The 16,949-nt window shown below is 43.2% G+C and carries 14 protein-coding genes and 1 pseudogene; 2 read left to right on the forward strand and 13 right to left on the reverse strand.

Annotation, left to right across the window (positions count from 1 at the left end; all coding sequences use genetic code 11):
* Positions 1 to 8: 8 nt before the first annotated feature.
* The 13 genes and pseudogenes from TZ92_RS01305 to TZ92_RS01365 all read right to left on the reverse strand — a co-directional run bounded on the left by TZ92_RS01305 (position 9) and on the right by TZ92_RS01365 (position 14,893).
* Positions 9 to 815 carry a metal ABC transporter permease gene (locus tag TZ92_RS01305; protein WP_033630489.1) on the reverse strand — a complete coding sequence of 269 codons (807 nt, stop codon included), beginning with the start codon at positions 813 to 815 and terminating at the stop codon, positions 9 to 11.
* Positions 808 to 1,512, reverse strand: a complete 705-nt coding sequence (locus tag TZ92_RS01310; RefSeq protein WP_033630490.1) for a metal ABC transporter ATP-binding protein — start codon at positions 1,510 to 1,512, stop codon at positions 808 to 810. Before TZ92_RS01310 ends, TZ92_RS01305 begins: the two co-directional genes overlap by 8 nt.
* The gene (gene adcR / locus TZ92_RS01315; protein WP_001249328.1) at positions 1,512 to 1,952 is read right to left on the reverse strand and encodes a zinc-dependent transcriptional regulator AdcR; all 441 of its coding nucleotides are present in this window, start codon (positions 1,950 to 1,952) and stop codon (positions 1,512 to 1,514) included. The genes TZ92_RS01310 and adcR overlap by 1 nt, the downstream gene beginning before the upstream one ends.
* Before the next feature lie 148 nt (positions 1,953 to 2,100).
* Positions 2,101 to 4,314 carry a cell surface ecto-5'-nucleotidase Nt5e gene (gene nt5e / locus TZ92_RS01320; protein ID WP_033630491.1) on the reverse strand — a complete coding sequence of 738 codons (2,214 nt, stop codon included), beginning with the start codon at positions 4,312 to 4,314 and terminating at the stop codon, positions 2,101 to 2,103.
* Between the two features lie 137 nt (positions 4,315 to 4,451).
* A pseudogene (gene dltD / locus TZ92_RS01325) lies at positions 4,452 to 5,720 on the reverse strand (D-alanyl-lipoteichoic acid biosynthesis protein DltD).
* Positions 5,713 to 5,952: a D-alanine--poly(phosphoribitol) ligase subunit DltC gene (dltC, locus tag TZ92_RS01330; protein ID WP_000351968.1), complete on the reverse strand. Its 240-nt coding sequence runs from the start codon at positions 5,950 to 5,952 to the stop codon at positions 5,713 to 5,715. Before dltC ends, dltD begins: the two are co-directional and overlap by 8 nt.
* A gap of 13 nt (positions 5,953 to 5,965) precedes the next feature.
* Positions 5,966 to 7,210 (reverse strand): D-alanyl-lipoteichoic acid biosynthesis protein DltB, encoded by a 1,245-nt coding sequence (gene dltB / locus TZ92_RS01335; RefSeq protein ID WP_033630492.1) that lies wholly within the window; start codon positions 7,208 to 7,210, stop codon positions 5,966 to 5,968.
* On the reverse strand, positions 7,207 to 8,757 hold the full coding sequence (dltA, locus tag TZ92_RS01340; RefSeq protein WP_033630493.1) for a D-alanine--poly(phosphoribitol) ligase subunit DltA: 1,551 nt from the start codon (positions 8,755 to 8,757) through the stop codon (positions 7,207 to 7,209). The genes dltB and dltA overlap by 4 nt, the downstream gene beginning before the upstream one ends.
* Before the next feature lie 20 nt (positions 8,758 to 8,777).
* Positions 8,778 to 8,909, reverse strand: coding sequence for a teichoic acid D-Ala incorporation-associated protein DltX (locus TZ92_RS01345; protein ID WP_000730286.1), 132 nt, complete (start codon positions 8,907 to 8,909; stop codon positions 8,778 to 8,780).
* A gap of 226 nt (positions 8,910 to 9,135) precedes the next feature.
* A complete protein-coding gene (locus TZ92_RS01350) occupies positions 9,136 to 9,840 on the reverse strand; it encodes an MIP/aquaporin family protein (protein WP_033630494.1) in 705 nt (234 codons plus the stop codon).
* A 70-nt stretch (positions 9,841 to 9,910) separates the two neighbouring features.
* A complete protein-coding gene (gene glpO, locus TZ92_RS01355; RefSeq protein ID WP_033630495.1) occupies positions 9,911 to 11,737 on the reverse strand; it encodes a type 1 glycerol-3-phosphate oxidase in 1,827 nt (608 codons plus the stop codon).
* Positions 11,738 to 11,800: 63 nt separating this feature from the next.
* On the reverse strand, positions 11,801 to 13,309 hold the full coding sequence (gene glpK, locus TZ92_RS01360; protein WP_033630496.1) for a glycerol kinase GlpK: 1,509 nt from the start codon (positions 13,307 to 13,309) through the stop codon (positions 11,801 to 11,803).
* A gap of 156 nt (positions 13,310 to 13,465) precedes the next feature.
* Positions 13,466 to 14,893: an AcpB/EbpR/MafR family transcriptional regulator gene (locus TZ92_RS01365; RefSeq protein WP_033630497.1), complete on the reverse strand. Its 1,428-nt coding sequence runs from the start codon at positions 14,891 to 14,893 to the stop codon at positions 13,466 to 13,468.
* Positions 14,894 to 15,057: 164 nt separating this feature from the next.
* Here TZ92_RS01365 and hslO point away from each other — a divergent pair, with 164 nt between their 5' ends.
* On the forward strand, positions 15,058 to 15,930 hold the full coding sequence (gene hslO, locus TZ92_RS01370) for an Hsp33 family molecular chaperone HslO (RefSeq protein WP_033630498.1): 873 nt from the start codon (positions 15,058 to 15,060) through the stop codon (positions 15,928 to 15,930).
* Positions 15,917 to 16,897 carry a tRNA dihydrouridine synthase DusB gene (dusB, locus tag TZ92_RS01375; RefSeq protein ID WP_000183317.1) on the forward strand — a complete coding sequence of 327 codons (981 nt, stop codon included), beginning with the start codon at positions 15,917 to 15,919 and terminating at the stop codon, positions 16,895 to 16,897. The genes hslO and dusB overlap by 14 nt, the downstream gene beginning before the upstream one ends.
* The last annotated feature ends 52 nt before the right edge of the window (positions 16,898 to 16,949 follow it).

A 16,949-nucleotide genomic window follows, 5' to 3' on the forward strand; every position in this document is an offset into this window, starting at 1 on the left:
TCATTCTCCTATTTGATAAAACGTTTCAGTAGACTGACTAACAAAAAGACAGCTACAAAGATAATGGTGATACTAGCGCTAGCAGGTGTTTCCGCATAGTAGGAAATATAAAGTCCTGCCACCATTCCCAAAAAGCCAATAGCACTGGCTAGCAACATAACGGATTTAAAGTTTTTCCCCAGACGAAGGGCAATACTAGCTGGCAAGACCATAATGGTCGACACCAGAAGAGCTCCTGCTGCTGGAATCATAAGGGCAACGGCCACCCCTGTCACCATGTTAAAGAGGATGGACATAGTACGAACGGGCAAGCCATCCACAAAGGCCGTGTCCTCATCAAAGGTCAGGATATACATTGGTCGCAAGAACAAGAAAGTCAAGAGCAAAACGACCGCAGCAATGGTAAAGAGGAAAATCACCTGCTCCTGGCTAATGGTCACAATCGAACCAAAGAGATATTGGTCCAAACTCATGGAACTCGAACTTTTCCCCTTACTCATCACGATAAGGGAGACTGCAAGCCCTGTAGACATGAGGATGGCAGTTCCGATTTCCATAAAATTCTTATAGACTGTCCGGAGATACTCTAGAAAGACCGCAGCAATCAAGACAATGGCAATGGTTGAAATAGTTGGAGAAATCCCCAAAACCAGACCAAAGGCTACTCCTGATAGAGAAACGTGACTGAGGGTATCACTCATCAAACTCTGACGACGTAAGATAAGGAAAGTCCCAAGAACTGGAGAAAAGAGACTCATGGCAATGACAGCCAAGAAGGCCCGCTGCATAAAGTCATAAGATAACAAACTAAGCATGGTCCACCTCCTGGTCACTTTCGTGAACGTTGAAACAACGCCACGGCGAGTCTTGATTGCGTACTAGATGGATATTGCGATCCGCATAGTCCTTGACCTCCTCAGGATCATGGGTAATCATCAAAACGGCCTTGCCATGATGGTGGGCACTATGGTGCATGAGTTCGTAAAATTCATTTTTGCTTCCTGCATCCATCCCTGTCGTCGGCTCATCCAAGACAAAAATATCTGGGTCAGAAGCAAACATCCGGGCAATCACTGCTCGTTGCTTTTGCCCTCCCGAAAGGGAACCAATTCGTTTGTCACGGTGTTCCCACATACCAACTGAGTCTAGACTGGCCTTGATGTGCTCCTCATCATGGGCATTCAAGCGACGGAACCAGCCCTTTCGAGGATAGCGACCCGACTTGACAAATTCATAAACCGTACTTGGAAAGCCAGCATTAAAACTGGCTATCTGCTGAGGAAGATAGGCTATCCTAAGCTTTTTCCCATGAGTATTTGTCTTTGAGATGGTTACCTTGCCAAATCTTGGCTGCAAAATGCCTAGACTCGCCTTGATCAGCGTCGTCTTGGCAGCCCCATTTTCACCAGTCAGGGTAACAAACTCCCCACTATCAACACTATAGTTGATGTGCTTGAGGACAGGTTCCTTGTCATAATAGAAAGACAAGTCCTCTACTGTAATATACCGCATTATTTGATTTCTCCTACTAAAGCAGTTAAAAACCGCTGGATAACTTCTTGTTCATTTGGAGTAAACTGACTTGCCACTTGTTCATAGGCTAAGAGCGTGTGTTCATGATGATGGTGGTGTTCCTCTGCCACTGGTCGAGCTAGTTCTGTCAGTTGGTAAAAAATCACACGCGCATCTTTTGGATCTCTGGATGTCTCTAACATGCCCTCTTTGACCAAAGATTTGATAGCCTTGGTTACTGCCGCCTGACTGACATTAAGGCGACGGGCCAACTCCGAGTTGGTTAGGGATTCTTCTGACAAGAGCATGAGGATGTGTTCCTGAGTATTGGTCAAGGCAACGTCACTCGTGCAATGCCCGATTAGAATTTCATGCTGGTTCTCAGATCTCAAGATCACCTCGTTTAAAAAGTTATCGATTTCCTGTGCAAGCTGTCTCATGTGTTACTCCTTCCCTAGCTATCTTTTTCGTAAAAAACATAGATAGCCACCGATTCTTTACTGGTTAATTATATCATAAACCAAAAAAGAGTCAAGGGAAAAAGGCGTAAAAATGTTTCCCTAGACTCTTCTAGATGTAAAATTTAACCTATTTTTGCTTTGGTTTTAGACTCGATAAGATACCTGCCAAACCAGCTACCATTCCCATCAAGAGCAAGAAGATGGACTGTTCGCTTCCTGTATTTGGGAGGGCTTTTTCTGAGACAACTGCCTTCTTTGTATAGTCATTAGTAGTCTGATCCGATACTTGAACAGTTTCTCCTCCAACTGTTGAATGTGATTGTACTTCATCTTTTATCACGGATATCTCTTGACCTTGATTAGTTCGAAGGTCTATTTGTGTATCATCTTCTACTATATGTTGATGTTTTTTATCAGAATTTATTTTCCCATCTAACAAGTAAGACACTAAATCCTTGTAATCTTGTTTGTTAGCAGAGCTGATCTGATCATTGTCTTTCCTAGGTAAGATAAAAGTTGTAGAATCCACAGAAATCGTCCGTGAGTTCGGATTAATCTTTTCATACTGGGTCAAATCAGCGGTTTTCAGATACTCTTCAAAGGCTGCATCCATAGATGGACCTTCTTCACGCGCGCCACCCAACATAGTGTAGCCATCACCACCCGCAGCTAGGAAATCATTGGTTGCAAGATAGTAAGTTTTGGCGAGGTCCAGTAGTTCATAACGACCAGTCGCACGGTTTTTAACCTGGATAGCCAAGACACGTTTGCCTGATGGTAGGTTGGTATCATAGTAGACCTTCACACCTGAAACTTGTAAGAAGCCTCCACTTGGCTCTAACAATGGTTGGCCGTTATCATCCAAGACCTTCTTGCCATCCTTATCGACCTGCAAGATAGAACCGAGTGACTTTTCAAACATATCCAATACTTGTTCCCCAGTCACTTGGATTTGTGAAATGGTATTCCCAAATGGAAGAACAGCAATGACATTCCCTTTAGTGATTGGTTTCCCTTTTGCAATGGTTTCACGCAAGCCACCACCATTTGTCACAGCGATGTCTGTCGGATGGCTAAATCCTGTTTGACCATACTGATAGAGCGAGTCTGCCACGACGTTTCCGAGGTTGGTTTCACGGACCCGAACATTTTCACGATCACCGTTTAGTTCTACAGGGCTGTTTGAGACAATCTCAACCGCATTTTCAGCATCGTATTTTTGTTTAATGTCTTTGACCAGTTTTTCAACTGTAGGATTAGCTGGTAATTTTTTAGCATCTGCAGCCGCAATCAACGTAGGATTACCCAAAAGCTGACGTGATTTGTAGGTGATTTTTCCTACATTATGAAGGTAGCTTCCCGTCTGGTTATAGGTAACATTATCTCCATAGGTCGTTGATTCTACTGTATGAGAGTGACCGTCGATTACTGTTACGCGTTTCCCTTTCAAACGAGGATTTTTAGACAAGGCTTCTGCCAAGGTTGAACCGCGCCATTCGACTGGGGTTGTAGTATCAACACCCAAGTGAGCGAGCACAACATAGTGTTTGTAGTCCTTACCTTCTGCACGCGCCTTGGCTTGAACTTCTTCGATGACCTTATTGACTTCAGAGATTGGATCTGTAAAAGTTACCCCTTTGACATTTTTAGGGTGAGTTTTGGTAGCTGTTTCAGGTGTTGTCACACCGATTACAACAAATTCATCGCCTTCCACAGTCTTATCTTTATCAACGATTGTAGAAGCTTCAAAGAGACGAGCACCATTGACGTAGGTATTTGAACTAAGTAATGGGAATTTCAAGATTTCCTTGTATTTCTTAGCTTCGTCTAAACCAAAGTCAAACTCATGATTTCCTATTGCCATGGCATCATACTGCATCTGATTAAGAATTTCGGCGCGTGCTTCACCCTTTGTAGAGTTGGAAATCGGTAAACCTTGGAAAGCGTCTCCCGCATCAACAACCAGAGTATTTTGATTTGATTTCGCGCGTTCCTGCTCAATGACAGTCGCTAACTTAGCATCACCAATTACTCCCTTTTCCTCTACAATACGACCATGGACATCATTAGTGTGTAAGATAACGGTGTCCTTTTCTTCGCTTTTAGTAGATTCAGCAGGAGCTGACGGAGTTTCTGCAGGTGCAACCGCTTCTGAAGTTGCTGAAGTTTCCGGTACCGCAGGGCTCTCAACAGGAGCTGGAGTCGCCGACGTAGCTGGAGTCGCTACGACAGCTGAACTTTCTGCAGGAGTTGTCGCTTCTTCAGCGTATACTTGTCCAGCTAAGAAGGCTGGAGCTAACAGGGCTGTCGATAAGACAGGTAACAAAGAACGTTTGTTCATTTTAAAATCCCTTTCTTTTTCTCTTTTATATTATACGCTATTTCTAAAAATTTTGAAACTTTTGACCTATTTGCATCTTAAATATTCGCCATTTAAACAAAAAAGCTTGGATTCAAATCCCAAACTTTTAACTCATTTTATTGGAAATCTTTGATGTTCCCATCATAGGTCGCCCAGTCCGTGCTAAAGAAGCGGTCATTCATCTGGTAGTCTGGAGCTGGAGTTGGATCCGTCAAGAAGGGATTGACAACCTTATCAAAAGCCAGCCAGCCCAACCAGCCAATATGAATAGTATCCTTAACAAAGTAGGGATCTCCGCCTTTTTTAGAAAAGTCAGCAATGTTGGTAAAGCCTTGACTTTCTAACTGGTAACGAATTTTTTCCACAGCATGTTGGTACATTTCCTCGCTGAGCCCTGTATGGGCCATCCATTTTTTATTGACAGGCTGGATCACAAAAAGGACATTGACCTTTGATTTTGCAAATTGATTGAGAACCAACTGCAAATCATTATATTCAGACGACTTGAGGAAATTGTAATTTTTTTGATAGCCCTTATACTTCTCGAGGTAGTCTTTCACCTGGGTCTTATAAAATTGATTTTCAATTCCCATATCGTTATTATTGGTATTGGCTTCTGCATCCTTTCGAGCAATTTTTTATAACTCTTCATAAGAAAATTGATCTGGAAGATCTTTTAAATAGTTCTCCACGTGTTCCTTGTACTTGAGTTTTCCTCGAATGGAAAATTGCCCAAATAGAGAGGCCTGACGCTCATTAAAACGTGCAAAAGCCTTGATAATAGCATGGTCGATCTCTGATAATTCCTCACCCTTTGACAGCTTCTCAACGATCCCCTTCATAGAGACTCCAGGATTTTGCTTTAAGAGACGTTTAGCTGCATGTTTGGCTGCTATATCTCCCGATTGATTTTCTAGAAAGGCTGTCAACTGATCGTTGTTAAAGTAGTTTTGGAAGAATGCTGGCTCATAGTCCTCCTCTGTAAACCACTGAGGCGAAATGACAAATACCGCCTGCTTTTCCTCGATTTCTGGCAAGATCTGCTGCATGCCGAAATACTGATTGAGAGAAGCTGCTCCTGCTTGCCCCAAAAAGTAAGGACGGTAGGGACGACTATACTTCTCCGCCAAGACCGCTGGGTGCATGCTATCAAAACGAATCCACTCACTTGAGCCAAAAAAGGGAATAAAGCGCATATTTGGTTCCGTAAAGGCTCTCACTTTTTGACTTCTCTCTTTAAAACTTTCCGAACTAATCGCTGCTGCAGAATATTTCTCTTCCATCAAATTATGACTTGGATTGTTTGGATAGAAAAAGATTAGTAAGAAAACAAGAATACTAGCAAGAAGCAGAGGCCCAAAGATCAGCCACAAGCGTTTAAGCATTCTTCAACTCCGTAATACCTGCTACGATTTTATTAGCCGTATTCCAGTCATCACGACCGAACTCCGTCACTGGAACACGAATGTCAAAACGGTTTTCAATCTCAACAATCAATTCAACCGTTCCCATGCTATCCAAGACACCGGCATCAAAAAGATCCTCATCCATCATGTCAGAAACATCTTCCATAAACAACTCATCAATAATTTCAATAACTTCTGATTTGATATCCATTTTTTATATCCTTTTATTTTTTAAACCATAAATCATTCAAAAATCCAGAAAAGATTAAGAATGAAACCATCACGACATGGAAGGTGACAACCATGCCAAGCAACTGAATCCAGCGATTCTCAGGTAAGGAACCCTTTCCAGCTTTTTTCCGTTCTTTATTGAGTGCTTTTTTCTTACGAACCCAAGCGTCATTGATGACCAGCCCAATCCCATGAAAAAGTCCATAGGCGATGTAGTACCAGGTCACACCATGCCAAAATCCCATAATCAGCATATTGAGAATATAGGCTACACTTGAGGTCACATTGCGATTTTTAAAGACCTTCTTTCTGGTCAACACCATGACCATCCGCATAAAGACAAAGTCACGGAACCAGAAAGACAGACTCATGTGCCAGCGATTCCAAAACTCTTTTAAATCCCTTGACAAAAAGGGCTTGTTAAAGTTGATAGGACTATGAATACCCATCAAGTTTGAAATGGCTAAGGCAAACATAGAGTAGCCTGCAAAATCAAAGAACAATTCCAAACCAAAGGTATACATGACTGCTAGGGCATAATGGTTAAAGAAACCACCAGTCTGCAGGGCCAAGTTCTTTAAAGGAGGTAGCAAAATCTCTCCTAGAATATGGGCCAAGATAAACTTGTAGAGAAAGCCAAGCATGATATACTTGACAGCCTCCTCTAGCATATCCATCAACTCTTCTCGCTCAGGAATGATCTCATAATTTTCATTGAAGCGTTTAAAGCGATCGATAGGACCACTCGAGAAAGTCGGCATGAAGAGGAGAAATCGGAGAAATTCCCACAAGGTGAAAGCCCTAATCACCCCATCTCTCAGCTCGATGATCATCCCAACAGAACGAAAAGTCAAGTATGAGATTCCTAAAAAGCCAAGCAAGGACTGGGGAGCATGAATAGCAGGAGCTACTTTCACAAAGATAATTGGCAATAAAGATAAAAAGCTAACCAGATAAAAGACCCACTGACTATCCCGCTTTTTTCTGTATCTTTTGTAGGAAAAAACAAGTAGTAACTGCCAAACGACATAAAGGAGGAGAGCACTGATTTGATCCGTCTTCCCACCTGTCAACATGGCTAGGATAAAGCAGAGACTAACCAGCACCTCATACAAGGCAAAACGTTTCTTGAAAAAGAGGCCGATAAAAATGGGCAAGGTCGCACCGATGATGTATAGAAAATACTGTGGATTCCCATAAGGTTCCAAATGAGGAAACTGTTTGAAAAATTCCATCATCTATTGTTTACCTCGTTAATCAAGCCCTTGATGTCAATCTTACCATTAGGAGTCAGTGGAAGGCTGTCCCGATAAAGGAATTTAGATGGCATCATATAGGACATCATGATATCTGCCAAGTCTTCTTTGATAGCCTTGGTTATATCGATATCCCGTTCAAATTGCTGACGGACACCATCCTTTAGGATCACATAGGCCAGTAGATTTTGTACCTTATGGTCCTTGTTATAACGTGGGACAGCAACAGCCGACTCGATATAGCGAGACTTGTTGAGGTTTTGCGAGACATCTTCAAGCTCAATACGATAACCATTAAACTTAATCTGGAAGTCCATCCGTCCACCGTAGAGAAGCAAGCCCTCGTCTGTCATAGTTCCCACATCTCCTGTGTGGTAAGCTGGAAGACCTTCGAATTCAAAAAAGGCTTCTGCTGTTTTTTCAGGATTGTGCATATAGCCTTTTGAAACAGCTGGTCCAGAAACAATGATTTCTCCCTGCTCACCATTTGGAACTTTCTTGCCATCCTCGCTAATGATAAAGGTCGGAGAATCCGCCTTAGTATAGCCAATTGGTAGACGTTTCATAGTTGCAAGCATCTCATCTGTAATTGCCACTGCCGATAGAGCCACTGTCGCTTCTGTTGGACCGTAGGCATTGATAATACGGGCATTTGGGAAACGCTCACGCAGTTTTTGAGCTGTTTTGACCGTCAATTCTTCACCATCAAAGTAGAAATGCGTGATTCCTGGCATTTTCTCGCTGTTAAAGTCTTCTGACAACATGGCCATATCTGCAAAGGACGGTGTTGATGTCCAGATAGCAATCGGCAGTGAAAAGATGGTCGCAAAGAGTTTTTTGAAGTCCTGAGTAATGGCAGATGGAAGAGCGAAAAGTGTACCACCTAGTGCCAAGGTTGGCGCCCAGTACATGACAGATAGGTCAAAAGAATAAGGGGGCTGAGCCAGCATTTGTGGACGACTTGGCGTCGCAAATTCCTTATCTGTAATCATCCAGTTGGTAAAGCTGAGGAGATTATCATGGGAAATCTGCACTCCCTTTGGCTTACCAGTCGTACCAGAAGTAAAGATGATGTAGTAGTTGTCATCTCCCTTGACTGGATGGTTCATCTCGTAGCTAGAAGCTTGAGCAAAAGCTTCATGGACTTGCCTTAAATTCAGCATTGGTGTGCTAGTTTGCTCTAATGGAAAATCTGAGATAGCAATAATCAAGCTTGGCTCTGCAACTTCTACGATAGCAGCTACCCGTTCTAAGGCTGAATGGCTATCGATGGGAATATAGGCATGACCTGACTTAGTTAGCGCTACAAAGGTAGCCAACATCTCATATTCCTGACCACCAAAAACGACGATTGGAGATTTCTCAGGCAAGCCTAGTTGGTCGATAGCTGCAGCCAAACTATCCGAATCAGCCTTCAGATCACCATAAGTATGCTCTTGCCCCAAAACATTGTAAACTGGATAACTGGCTTGTGTCTGAGCAAGGTGCTCAATCGTTTCAATCATATCAACTATGGATTTATTTGACACAATAGGTTTTCTCCTTTGAGTTAAAATTCGTTATAGATAAAGCCACCTTGCCCCTGTCCAAGGTAACTAAAAAAATAAAGCAAACCAAGCAAAATAACGAAATACAGAAATGTTTGAGCACAAAAAATATAAAATGTTCTCTTTTTTTTCATATTCGACTTCTTTTTTGTAAATTTTCAGAAAAGCTATGCAAATCAGCAATTACTGCCTTATCTTCCTAACATTTTACCACTTTATCAACCTTTTTTTCAACTGTTTACCATAACTTAAAAATTGGTTTTAGCTTATTTTAAGATAAGTTAAAATATTAATATTTTGGCCATCAAAAAAGAGCCTGAGATTTCCATCTCAAACTCTGTTGCCAATAACTCTTTTATCTTAGAAAAGTGAAAATACGAGAACTGCTAGGGCCGCTCCGAGGATAGGTCCTACAACAGGAATCCAAGCATAAGACCAGTCTCCATCTCCCTTGTTTGGAATTGGCAAGATACTGTGCATGATACGAGGTCCAAGGTCACGAGCTGGGTTCAAGGCATAACCCGTTGTCCCACCTAGTGAAAGACCGATACCGACGATCAAGGTCCCCACTGCAAAGGTCCCTAAACCGGCTTGAAGGTCATAGAGTCCCAAGGCAAAGATTGTCAAGAGCAAAACAAAGGTACCAAGGATTTCGCTGATCAAATTCGATACTGTGTTCTTGATTGCTGGTCCAGTACTAAAGGTCGCTAGGATATTGCCTGCATTTTCTTCCGCCTCATAGTGTGGTTTGAATTGCAACCAAACCAAAATCTGAGCCACCATCGCTCCTGCGAATTGGGCTAGGATATAAGGGAAAACAGAAGCCCAAGAGAGCGTTCCTTTTAAGGCCATAGCAAACGTCACAGCTGGATTTAGGTGAGCTTGGCTGAGCGTGCCAGATACAAAGGCTGCAACGGCTACAGCAATTCCCCATCCCATAGTAATCACAATCCATCCTGAATTGTTGCTCTTGGTTTTGGGAAGAACCACACCTGCTACAACTCCATTTCCTAGGAGGATAAGGATTAAAGTCCCCAAAAATTCTCCAAATAATTCTTTCATCATATCGTTGTCTCCATTTAAAAGAAGGAGAGAGAAGGCAAGGAAATCCTGCTTCCCTCTCTTCTAGTTTTTCTTAATTTTTTAATGTCGCTAGATCATTTTGAGCAAGTGCTGCTTCAACATCCGCACGGTAGGCTGCTTTTTCTTCTTCGGTCCAATCATAGAATCGTCCCATTTCATCCAGAACTGGCTCAACGATGCTATCCAAACTATCACGCATAAAGAGCATGTGGTTAGTACGACGAAGGAGGAAGTCAACTGGGCTCAGAGCCAACTCATTGCGCATTGCATAGTGAAGGGACAAGGTATCTGCCAAGCTGAGTCCTGGCGCTTGTTCCAAGCTGTGAGCAAGGGCAAAGACCTTCGGTGCATTTGAACCGTAAAGATTTGCGAGATAGTGAGCTTCCTTGCTATCCAAGCCACGTGACACTCCAAGTTGCGCAAAGGCTTCGATTTCTGAGTCCACATTTGCTGGGTTCAATTCCCCACCTGAAACAGGGTAAGTCTTAGAATTGATGAGTTTAAAGCTACGGTCAAATTCTGCTTTGAGGATGTCAACCACGCGCTCCATAGCTCCTTCAGCCATCTTACGGTAGTCTGTGATTTTACCACCAGCAAGGGTCAAAAGGCCATTGTCATCACGGTCCAAGCTCGAACCACGTGAAACTGCAGATGGGTCCAAATGTTTTTCAGACGTACTGCTTTCAAGCTTGCTGACAGCAGATTCAACATCTTCACGCGTTTTTTCTTTCGATAGATAAGCTTCGACAGTCGCAATCAAGCTATTGAAGCTCTCATCACTAATGGTTCCGTTATTTCCGCCATTGTAGTCAGAAGCGCTATTGCCTGCAATCAATGGACGAAGACCAGCCCAGCTGCTTTCGATATCGTCAATTGTGATATTTGCTTCTGGGAAGCGGTTGTTGACAATGCCAAGTAGATAATCTACATCTTCCTGCGTCACTTTTGGATGTTCCAAATCGCCTGTGTAGTCTGTATCCGTTGTACCAAAGTAAGTCTTGTTTTCACGTGGGAGGACAAAGACCATCCGGCCGTCTCCCAAACCTGTATCAAAGTAAACTGGCTGTGAAACCTTGATCTTGCTTGAATCCACTACCAAGTGCACTCCCTTAGTTGGACGCATTTGTGAGAACTGTGTTCCCTTATTAAACAAATTACGTACCTTATCGCTCCAAGGACCTGTCGTGTTGATAACCAGACGAGCCTTAATTTCCAAGACTTGGTCTGTCAACAAATCACGAGCTACAACACCTGTAATCTTGCCACTTTCGTCAAAGAGGAGGCCTTCTGCCTTAACGTGGTTGGCAATGAGTGCACCGTCTTGGTTGGCACGTTTAATGTTTTCAATCACGAGACGCGCATCGTTATTACGGAAGTCAAGGTAAACCCCACCTCCTACCAAGCCTTCTTTCTTCAAGTTTGGCTGGCGTTCCAAGACTTCTTCCTTACTCAAGACCTTGTTAGCAGCTGGTGTGTTGTTAACACCCGCCAAAAGGTCGTACAAGTCCATGGCTACTTTGAGACGGAAGAGGCTAAAGGTCGCTCCATCTTCATCGTAAACTGGCAAGAGCATTGGATCTGGTTTTGGAATATGTGGAGCGATTTGTTGAACCACCGCACGTTCAGAAACTGTATCTGATACCACTTCTACGTCGAATTGTTTGAGGTAACGCAGACCTCCGTGGACCAATTTTGTTGAACGGCTGGATGTCCCTTCTGCGAAGTCCTGCATTTCAATCAAACCTGTGTCAAGACCACTAGCTGCTGCCTGCAAGGCTACACCAGCTCCTGTAATCCCCCCACCAATAATCAAAAGGTCCAGGGTGCGTTCCTGCATTTTTTTAATTGACAATTCACGTGTTTTCTTTGAAAATTCCATATTTACACACTTTCTAACTGAGTCGTTTCATTCTTAAACTGATAATTGCACCAAGAAACAGTATTAGTCATCGATTTCCGCAAAGACTTGCGTTGCTTTCACAGCCTTCTTCCAGCCTTTGTAGAGTTGTTCTTTGCGCGATTCGTTCATCGATGGCTCAAAGAGTTCTCCTGTCTCGTTCAAGAGTTTCAACTCATCCAAATCCTTCCAGTAACCCACTGCCAAACCAGCTAAGAAAGCCGCACCTAAGGCAGTTGTTTCCAAGTTTTTAGCGCGGGCGATATCAATTCCCAAGATGTCAGCTTGGAACTGCATGAGGAAGTTGTTCATGGCTGCACCACCATCCACCTTCAAGACCTGGATAGCTGTCTGAGCATCCACTTGCATGGTGTCAATGATGTCACGTACTTGATAAGCGATAGATTGCAAAGTTGCCTTGATAAAGTCTTCTTTGCTTGTCCCACGAGTCAAGCCAAAGACAGAGCCTCGAGCGTTTTGGTTCCAGTATGGTGCCCCTAGACCTGTAAAGGCAGGTACGACATAGACTTCGTCATTATTGTGAGAATTAAGAGCATATTTTTCAGACTCTGGTGAATTTTCAACCATGCGAAGTCCATCACGAAGCCACTGAATAGCACTTCCTGCAATAAAGATAGAACCTTCCAAGGCATAGTAAACCTTGCCGTTGATTCCGTAACCAATCGTTGTCAAAAGGTTGTTTTCAGACAACTGCATCTCTTCACCAGTGTTCATAATGATGAAAGAACCTGTTCCATAAGTATTTTTGACCATACCTGGTTCAAAGGCCAACTGACCAAAGAGTGCTGCCTGTTGGTCCCCAGCCATACCTGAAATTGGTACTTCTCCACCGTAGAAATGGAATGGAGCAGTCTTGCCGTAGATTTCAGAGTTAGAACGAACTTCTGGAAGCATAGCCTTCGGAATGTTGAGGATTTCCAAAATCTCATCATCCCATTTGAGTTCTTTAATGTTATAGAGCATGGTACGGGCTGCATTTGAGTAGTCCGTCACATGAGCCGCACCGTCAGTCAATTTCCAAACCAACCAAGTATCGATAGTACCAAAGAGCAATTCTCCTTTTTCTGCTCGCTCTTGAGCGCCTTCTACATGGTCCAAAATCCAACGAACCTTGGTAGCAGAGAAGTAAGCATCGATGATCAAACCAGTCTTTTCATGGAATTTTTCCACATAACCTTGACTTTTTAGTTGTTCAGCCAGAGGAGCAGTTTGACGTGATTGCCAAACGATAGCATTGTAGATAGGGAGCCCTGTTTTCTTATCCCAGACGACAGTTGTTTCACGCTGGTTGGTAATCCCGATTGCTTCGATTTGACTTGGTTTCACACCGCTTTCGATGAAAGCACCCGCAATAACTGACTGAACAGAGTTCCAAATTTCATTGGCATTGTGCTCAACCCAACCTGCTTGAGGGAAAATCTGAGTGAACTCTTTTTGACTAGAGCTGATCTTTTCTCCTTTTTTGTTAAAAATGATGGCACGAGAACTGGTCGTTCCTTGGTCAATAGCCATGATGTATTTTTCTTGTGACATGTGCTGTCCTCCTGATAAAATCTTGAGGGGGTCCCTCTTTACAGTAACTAGTATACAAAATAAAGCGCTTTCTTGTTCATCAATTTTTTTTAAATTTTAAAAAAATGTGAGGAGATTGTGCGAATTTCACAAAAAAGACCTGAAAACTCAGGTCTTTTAGGCAAAGAGCATCTGACGAATCTTTGCCAAATCCTCCATATCCAAGTCGTTTTTTAAATAATAGATCGGAGTCTGTTCTTTCTTATGAATAGGGTTGTTAGTAATCAACAAATCATAATGTCGACTAGGATCATAGGCTTCAATAGTAATGAAACGATTGTATTCCAAATACCGTTTCAAAAGGGCAGCCATCCTAGAAAAGACAAGGAAACCAGATGTCAAATCCAAACCAATCCTCATATGTTGGCCACCATTTTCTGCCATATACTCTATCAACTGGAGCCATTCCCAGAGAATTTTCTTATCCAAATCCGTTCCCTGATGAAAGGCTGGCAAGATATGAAAAATTCTCTCTGCAGTCCCTCTAAAATCATGTTCCATCAGCAAATAGGGATGGCGATTCTCTGTCTGGTATCTGTACTGATCTTGTAAAATATAGCCCTTGTATAGATAAACTTGACCACAGAGCTGACTGAGTTCATAGGTGACATGGTCCTCTGTGTAGTCCCCCAGTAACTCCTCTTTCTTCATCTCTTGAATCAATTGCGTAAGCAAATCGGCTAATTGCCCTCCAAAACCAAGAATATACTCCATAGTATGAAGAGGAAGAATACGATGGGAAAGGAGAAATGAAAAGAATACCATCATCTCACCATCCTCAGTTCCTAGAGGGATATGTTGCCCAGCAAAAAAGGACGGAGCCTTTCTCAGCAAACGAAGGTAGAAAATATTGTCAAAATATCCTCGCATTTTTTCTTCTATGACTTGAAACTGACAGGCGTTAACCCGAAGGCGCTGTTGACTGATGTGAACCCAGAGAACCAAGTCCAGTTTCTGACCTGAAGACAAGCTAGCACCGCAGATTTCTTCTAAGCTGGCAATCTCCTGCTTTCTCTCTGGCTTCTGCATATGTCCTTCCCATTCCTGACTCGACCACAACTTGCGAAAAAGACAGAAATAGAAATAGCGAATCTGATGCTCCGGACCTCGCCAACGGCCATTTTGGATGGATAAGTCAAACTCTGACAAAATCTGATTTAGACTAGCTAAGTGGCGACCAAGCGTGGCCTCGCTAATCATCAATTCTTGAGCCAACTGATGAGCTAGAAACTGTTGGTGATAGAGAAGGTAAACCAAAATTTGGTACTTAATGGCATTGTCTAGAAACAAGCTCCGAATCTCTCTCCCCTTGGTAGCTGCACCAATCGACAAGCGCAGATTTTCATCTTCCAAGTGGATGGTCAGCTCTAATCCTCTTTCCAAGGCATTTTCGTTAATCAGAGAGATATACTTGGTTAAGGTCGCCTTTGAAAAACCTGTTTCTTCCATGGCTTCCTTGACTGTTGTCTGCGAATCTTGTAATAGAAAGGAAAGGACAAAAAATTGGCCAGATTCAGCTTTTTCCATCAAATCACCTAAATACATTTGTTACCCCTTTCATTTTCTCCTACAAGAATAGCATAAATCTTAGAAATGCGGAAATAATCTGTTTCTCATTTTATTTTAAAGTTGATTTCCTCGTAATTATTCCTCGGAAACAGCAAACACACGGCTCCCCCTTTGGGCACTTTTATGCTAAAATAGTAGCTATGGATAAAATTATTAAAACTATATCAGAAAGCGGAGCCTTTCGTGCTTTTGTCCTTGATAGCACTGAAACCGTCCGCACTGCTCAAGAAAAACATCAAACCCAAGCCAGTTCAACCGTCGCACTTGGTCGTACCCTTATCGCTAGCCAGATTCTCGCAGCCAATGAAAAAGGAAATACCAAGCTAACGGTTAAAGTTCTTGGAACGAGCTCTCTCGGTGCCATTATCACAGTCGCAGATACTAAGGGGAATGTCAAAGGCTATGTGCAAAATCCCGGTGTAGATATCAAAAAAACTGCAACGGGTGAAGTCCTAGTCGGACCTTTTGTCGGCAATGGCCAATTTCTCGTTATCACAGACTACGGTACTGGAAATCCCTACAACTCCATGACTCCCCTCATCTCTGGGGAAATCGGTGAAGACTTGGCATACTACCTGACTGAAAGCCAACAAACCCCTTCAGCAGTCGGGCTCAATGTTCTTTTGGATAAAGACGACAAGGTCGAAGTTGCCGGAGGTTTCCTTCTCCAAGTCTTGCCAGGGGCCAAGGAAGAAGAGATTGCCCGCTTTGAGAAACGCATCCAAGAAATGCCAGCTATCTCAACCCTTCTGGAAAGCGACGACCATATCGAAGCTCTCCTCAAGGCTATCTACGGTGACGAATCCTACAAACGTCTATCTGAAGAAGAAATCCGTTTCCAATGTGATTGCAGTAAAGAACGTTTTATGAACGCTCTAGCTAGTCTGCCAAGCTCTGACCTTGAGGAAATGAAAGAGGAAGACCACGGGGCAGAAATCACTTGTCAATTCTGCCAAACTACTTATAACTTTGATGAAAACGACCTGGAGGAACTCATTCGTGACAAATCTTAATACACCCTTTATGATTGGCAATGTTGAGATTCCCAATCGTACCGTTTTAGCGCCTATGGCTGGCGTGACCAACTCAGCCTTTCGTACCATCGCAAAAGAGCTCGGAGCTGGACTCGTTGTGATGGAAATGGTCTCTGACAAGGGAATCCAATACAACAACGAAAAAACCCTGCATATGCTTCATATCGATGAAGGAGAGAACCCTGTTTCTATCCAACTTTTTGGTAGCGATGAAGACAGCCTCGCACGCGCAGCAGAATTCATCCAAGAAAACACCAAGACTGATATCGTCGATATCAACATGGGTTGCCCAGTTAACAAAATCGTGAAGAATGAAGCTGGCGCTATGTGGCTCAAGGACCCAGACAAGATCTACTCTATCATCAACAAGGTCCAATCTGTCCTTGATATCCCCCTCACTGTCAAAATGCGTACTGGCTGGTCTGATCCATCCCTAGCCGTGGAGAATGCCCTCGCTGCTGAAGCTGCTGGTGTCTCTGCCCTCGCTATGCACGGTCGTACACGTGAGCAAATGTATACTGGTCATGCCGACCTCGAGACCCTTCACAAGGTTGCTCAAGCTTTGACCAAGATTCCGTTTATCGCAAATGGTGATATCCGTACGGTCCAAGAAGCCAAACAGCGTATCGAAGAAGTCGGGGCTGACGCTGTCATGATTGGCCGCGCAGCCATGGGAAATCCCTACCTCTTCAACCAGATCAACCACTACTTTGAAACTGGAGAAATTCTCCCTGACCTGACATTTGAAGACAAGATGAAAATCGCCTACGAACATTTGAAACGCTTGATTAACCTCAAAGGAGAAAACGTAGCCGTTCGTGAATTCCGCGGCCTCGCTCCTCACTATCTCCGGGGAACATCTGGCGCTGCCAAACTTCGTGGAGCCATTTCCCAAGCTAGCACCCTGGCAGAGATTGAAGCTCTATTGCAATTAGATAAAGCTTAATACACAAAAAACCGTAACTCGCTTGAGTTTACGGTTTTTTTATCCTAGGAAA

This window comes from Streptococcus oralis subsp. oralis (assembly GCF_000960035.1).
Taxonomy (GTDB): Bacteria; Bacillota; Bacilli; order Lactobacillales; family Streptococcaceae; genus Streptococcus; species Streptococcus oralis_G.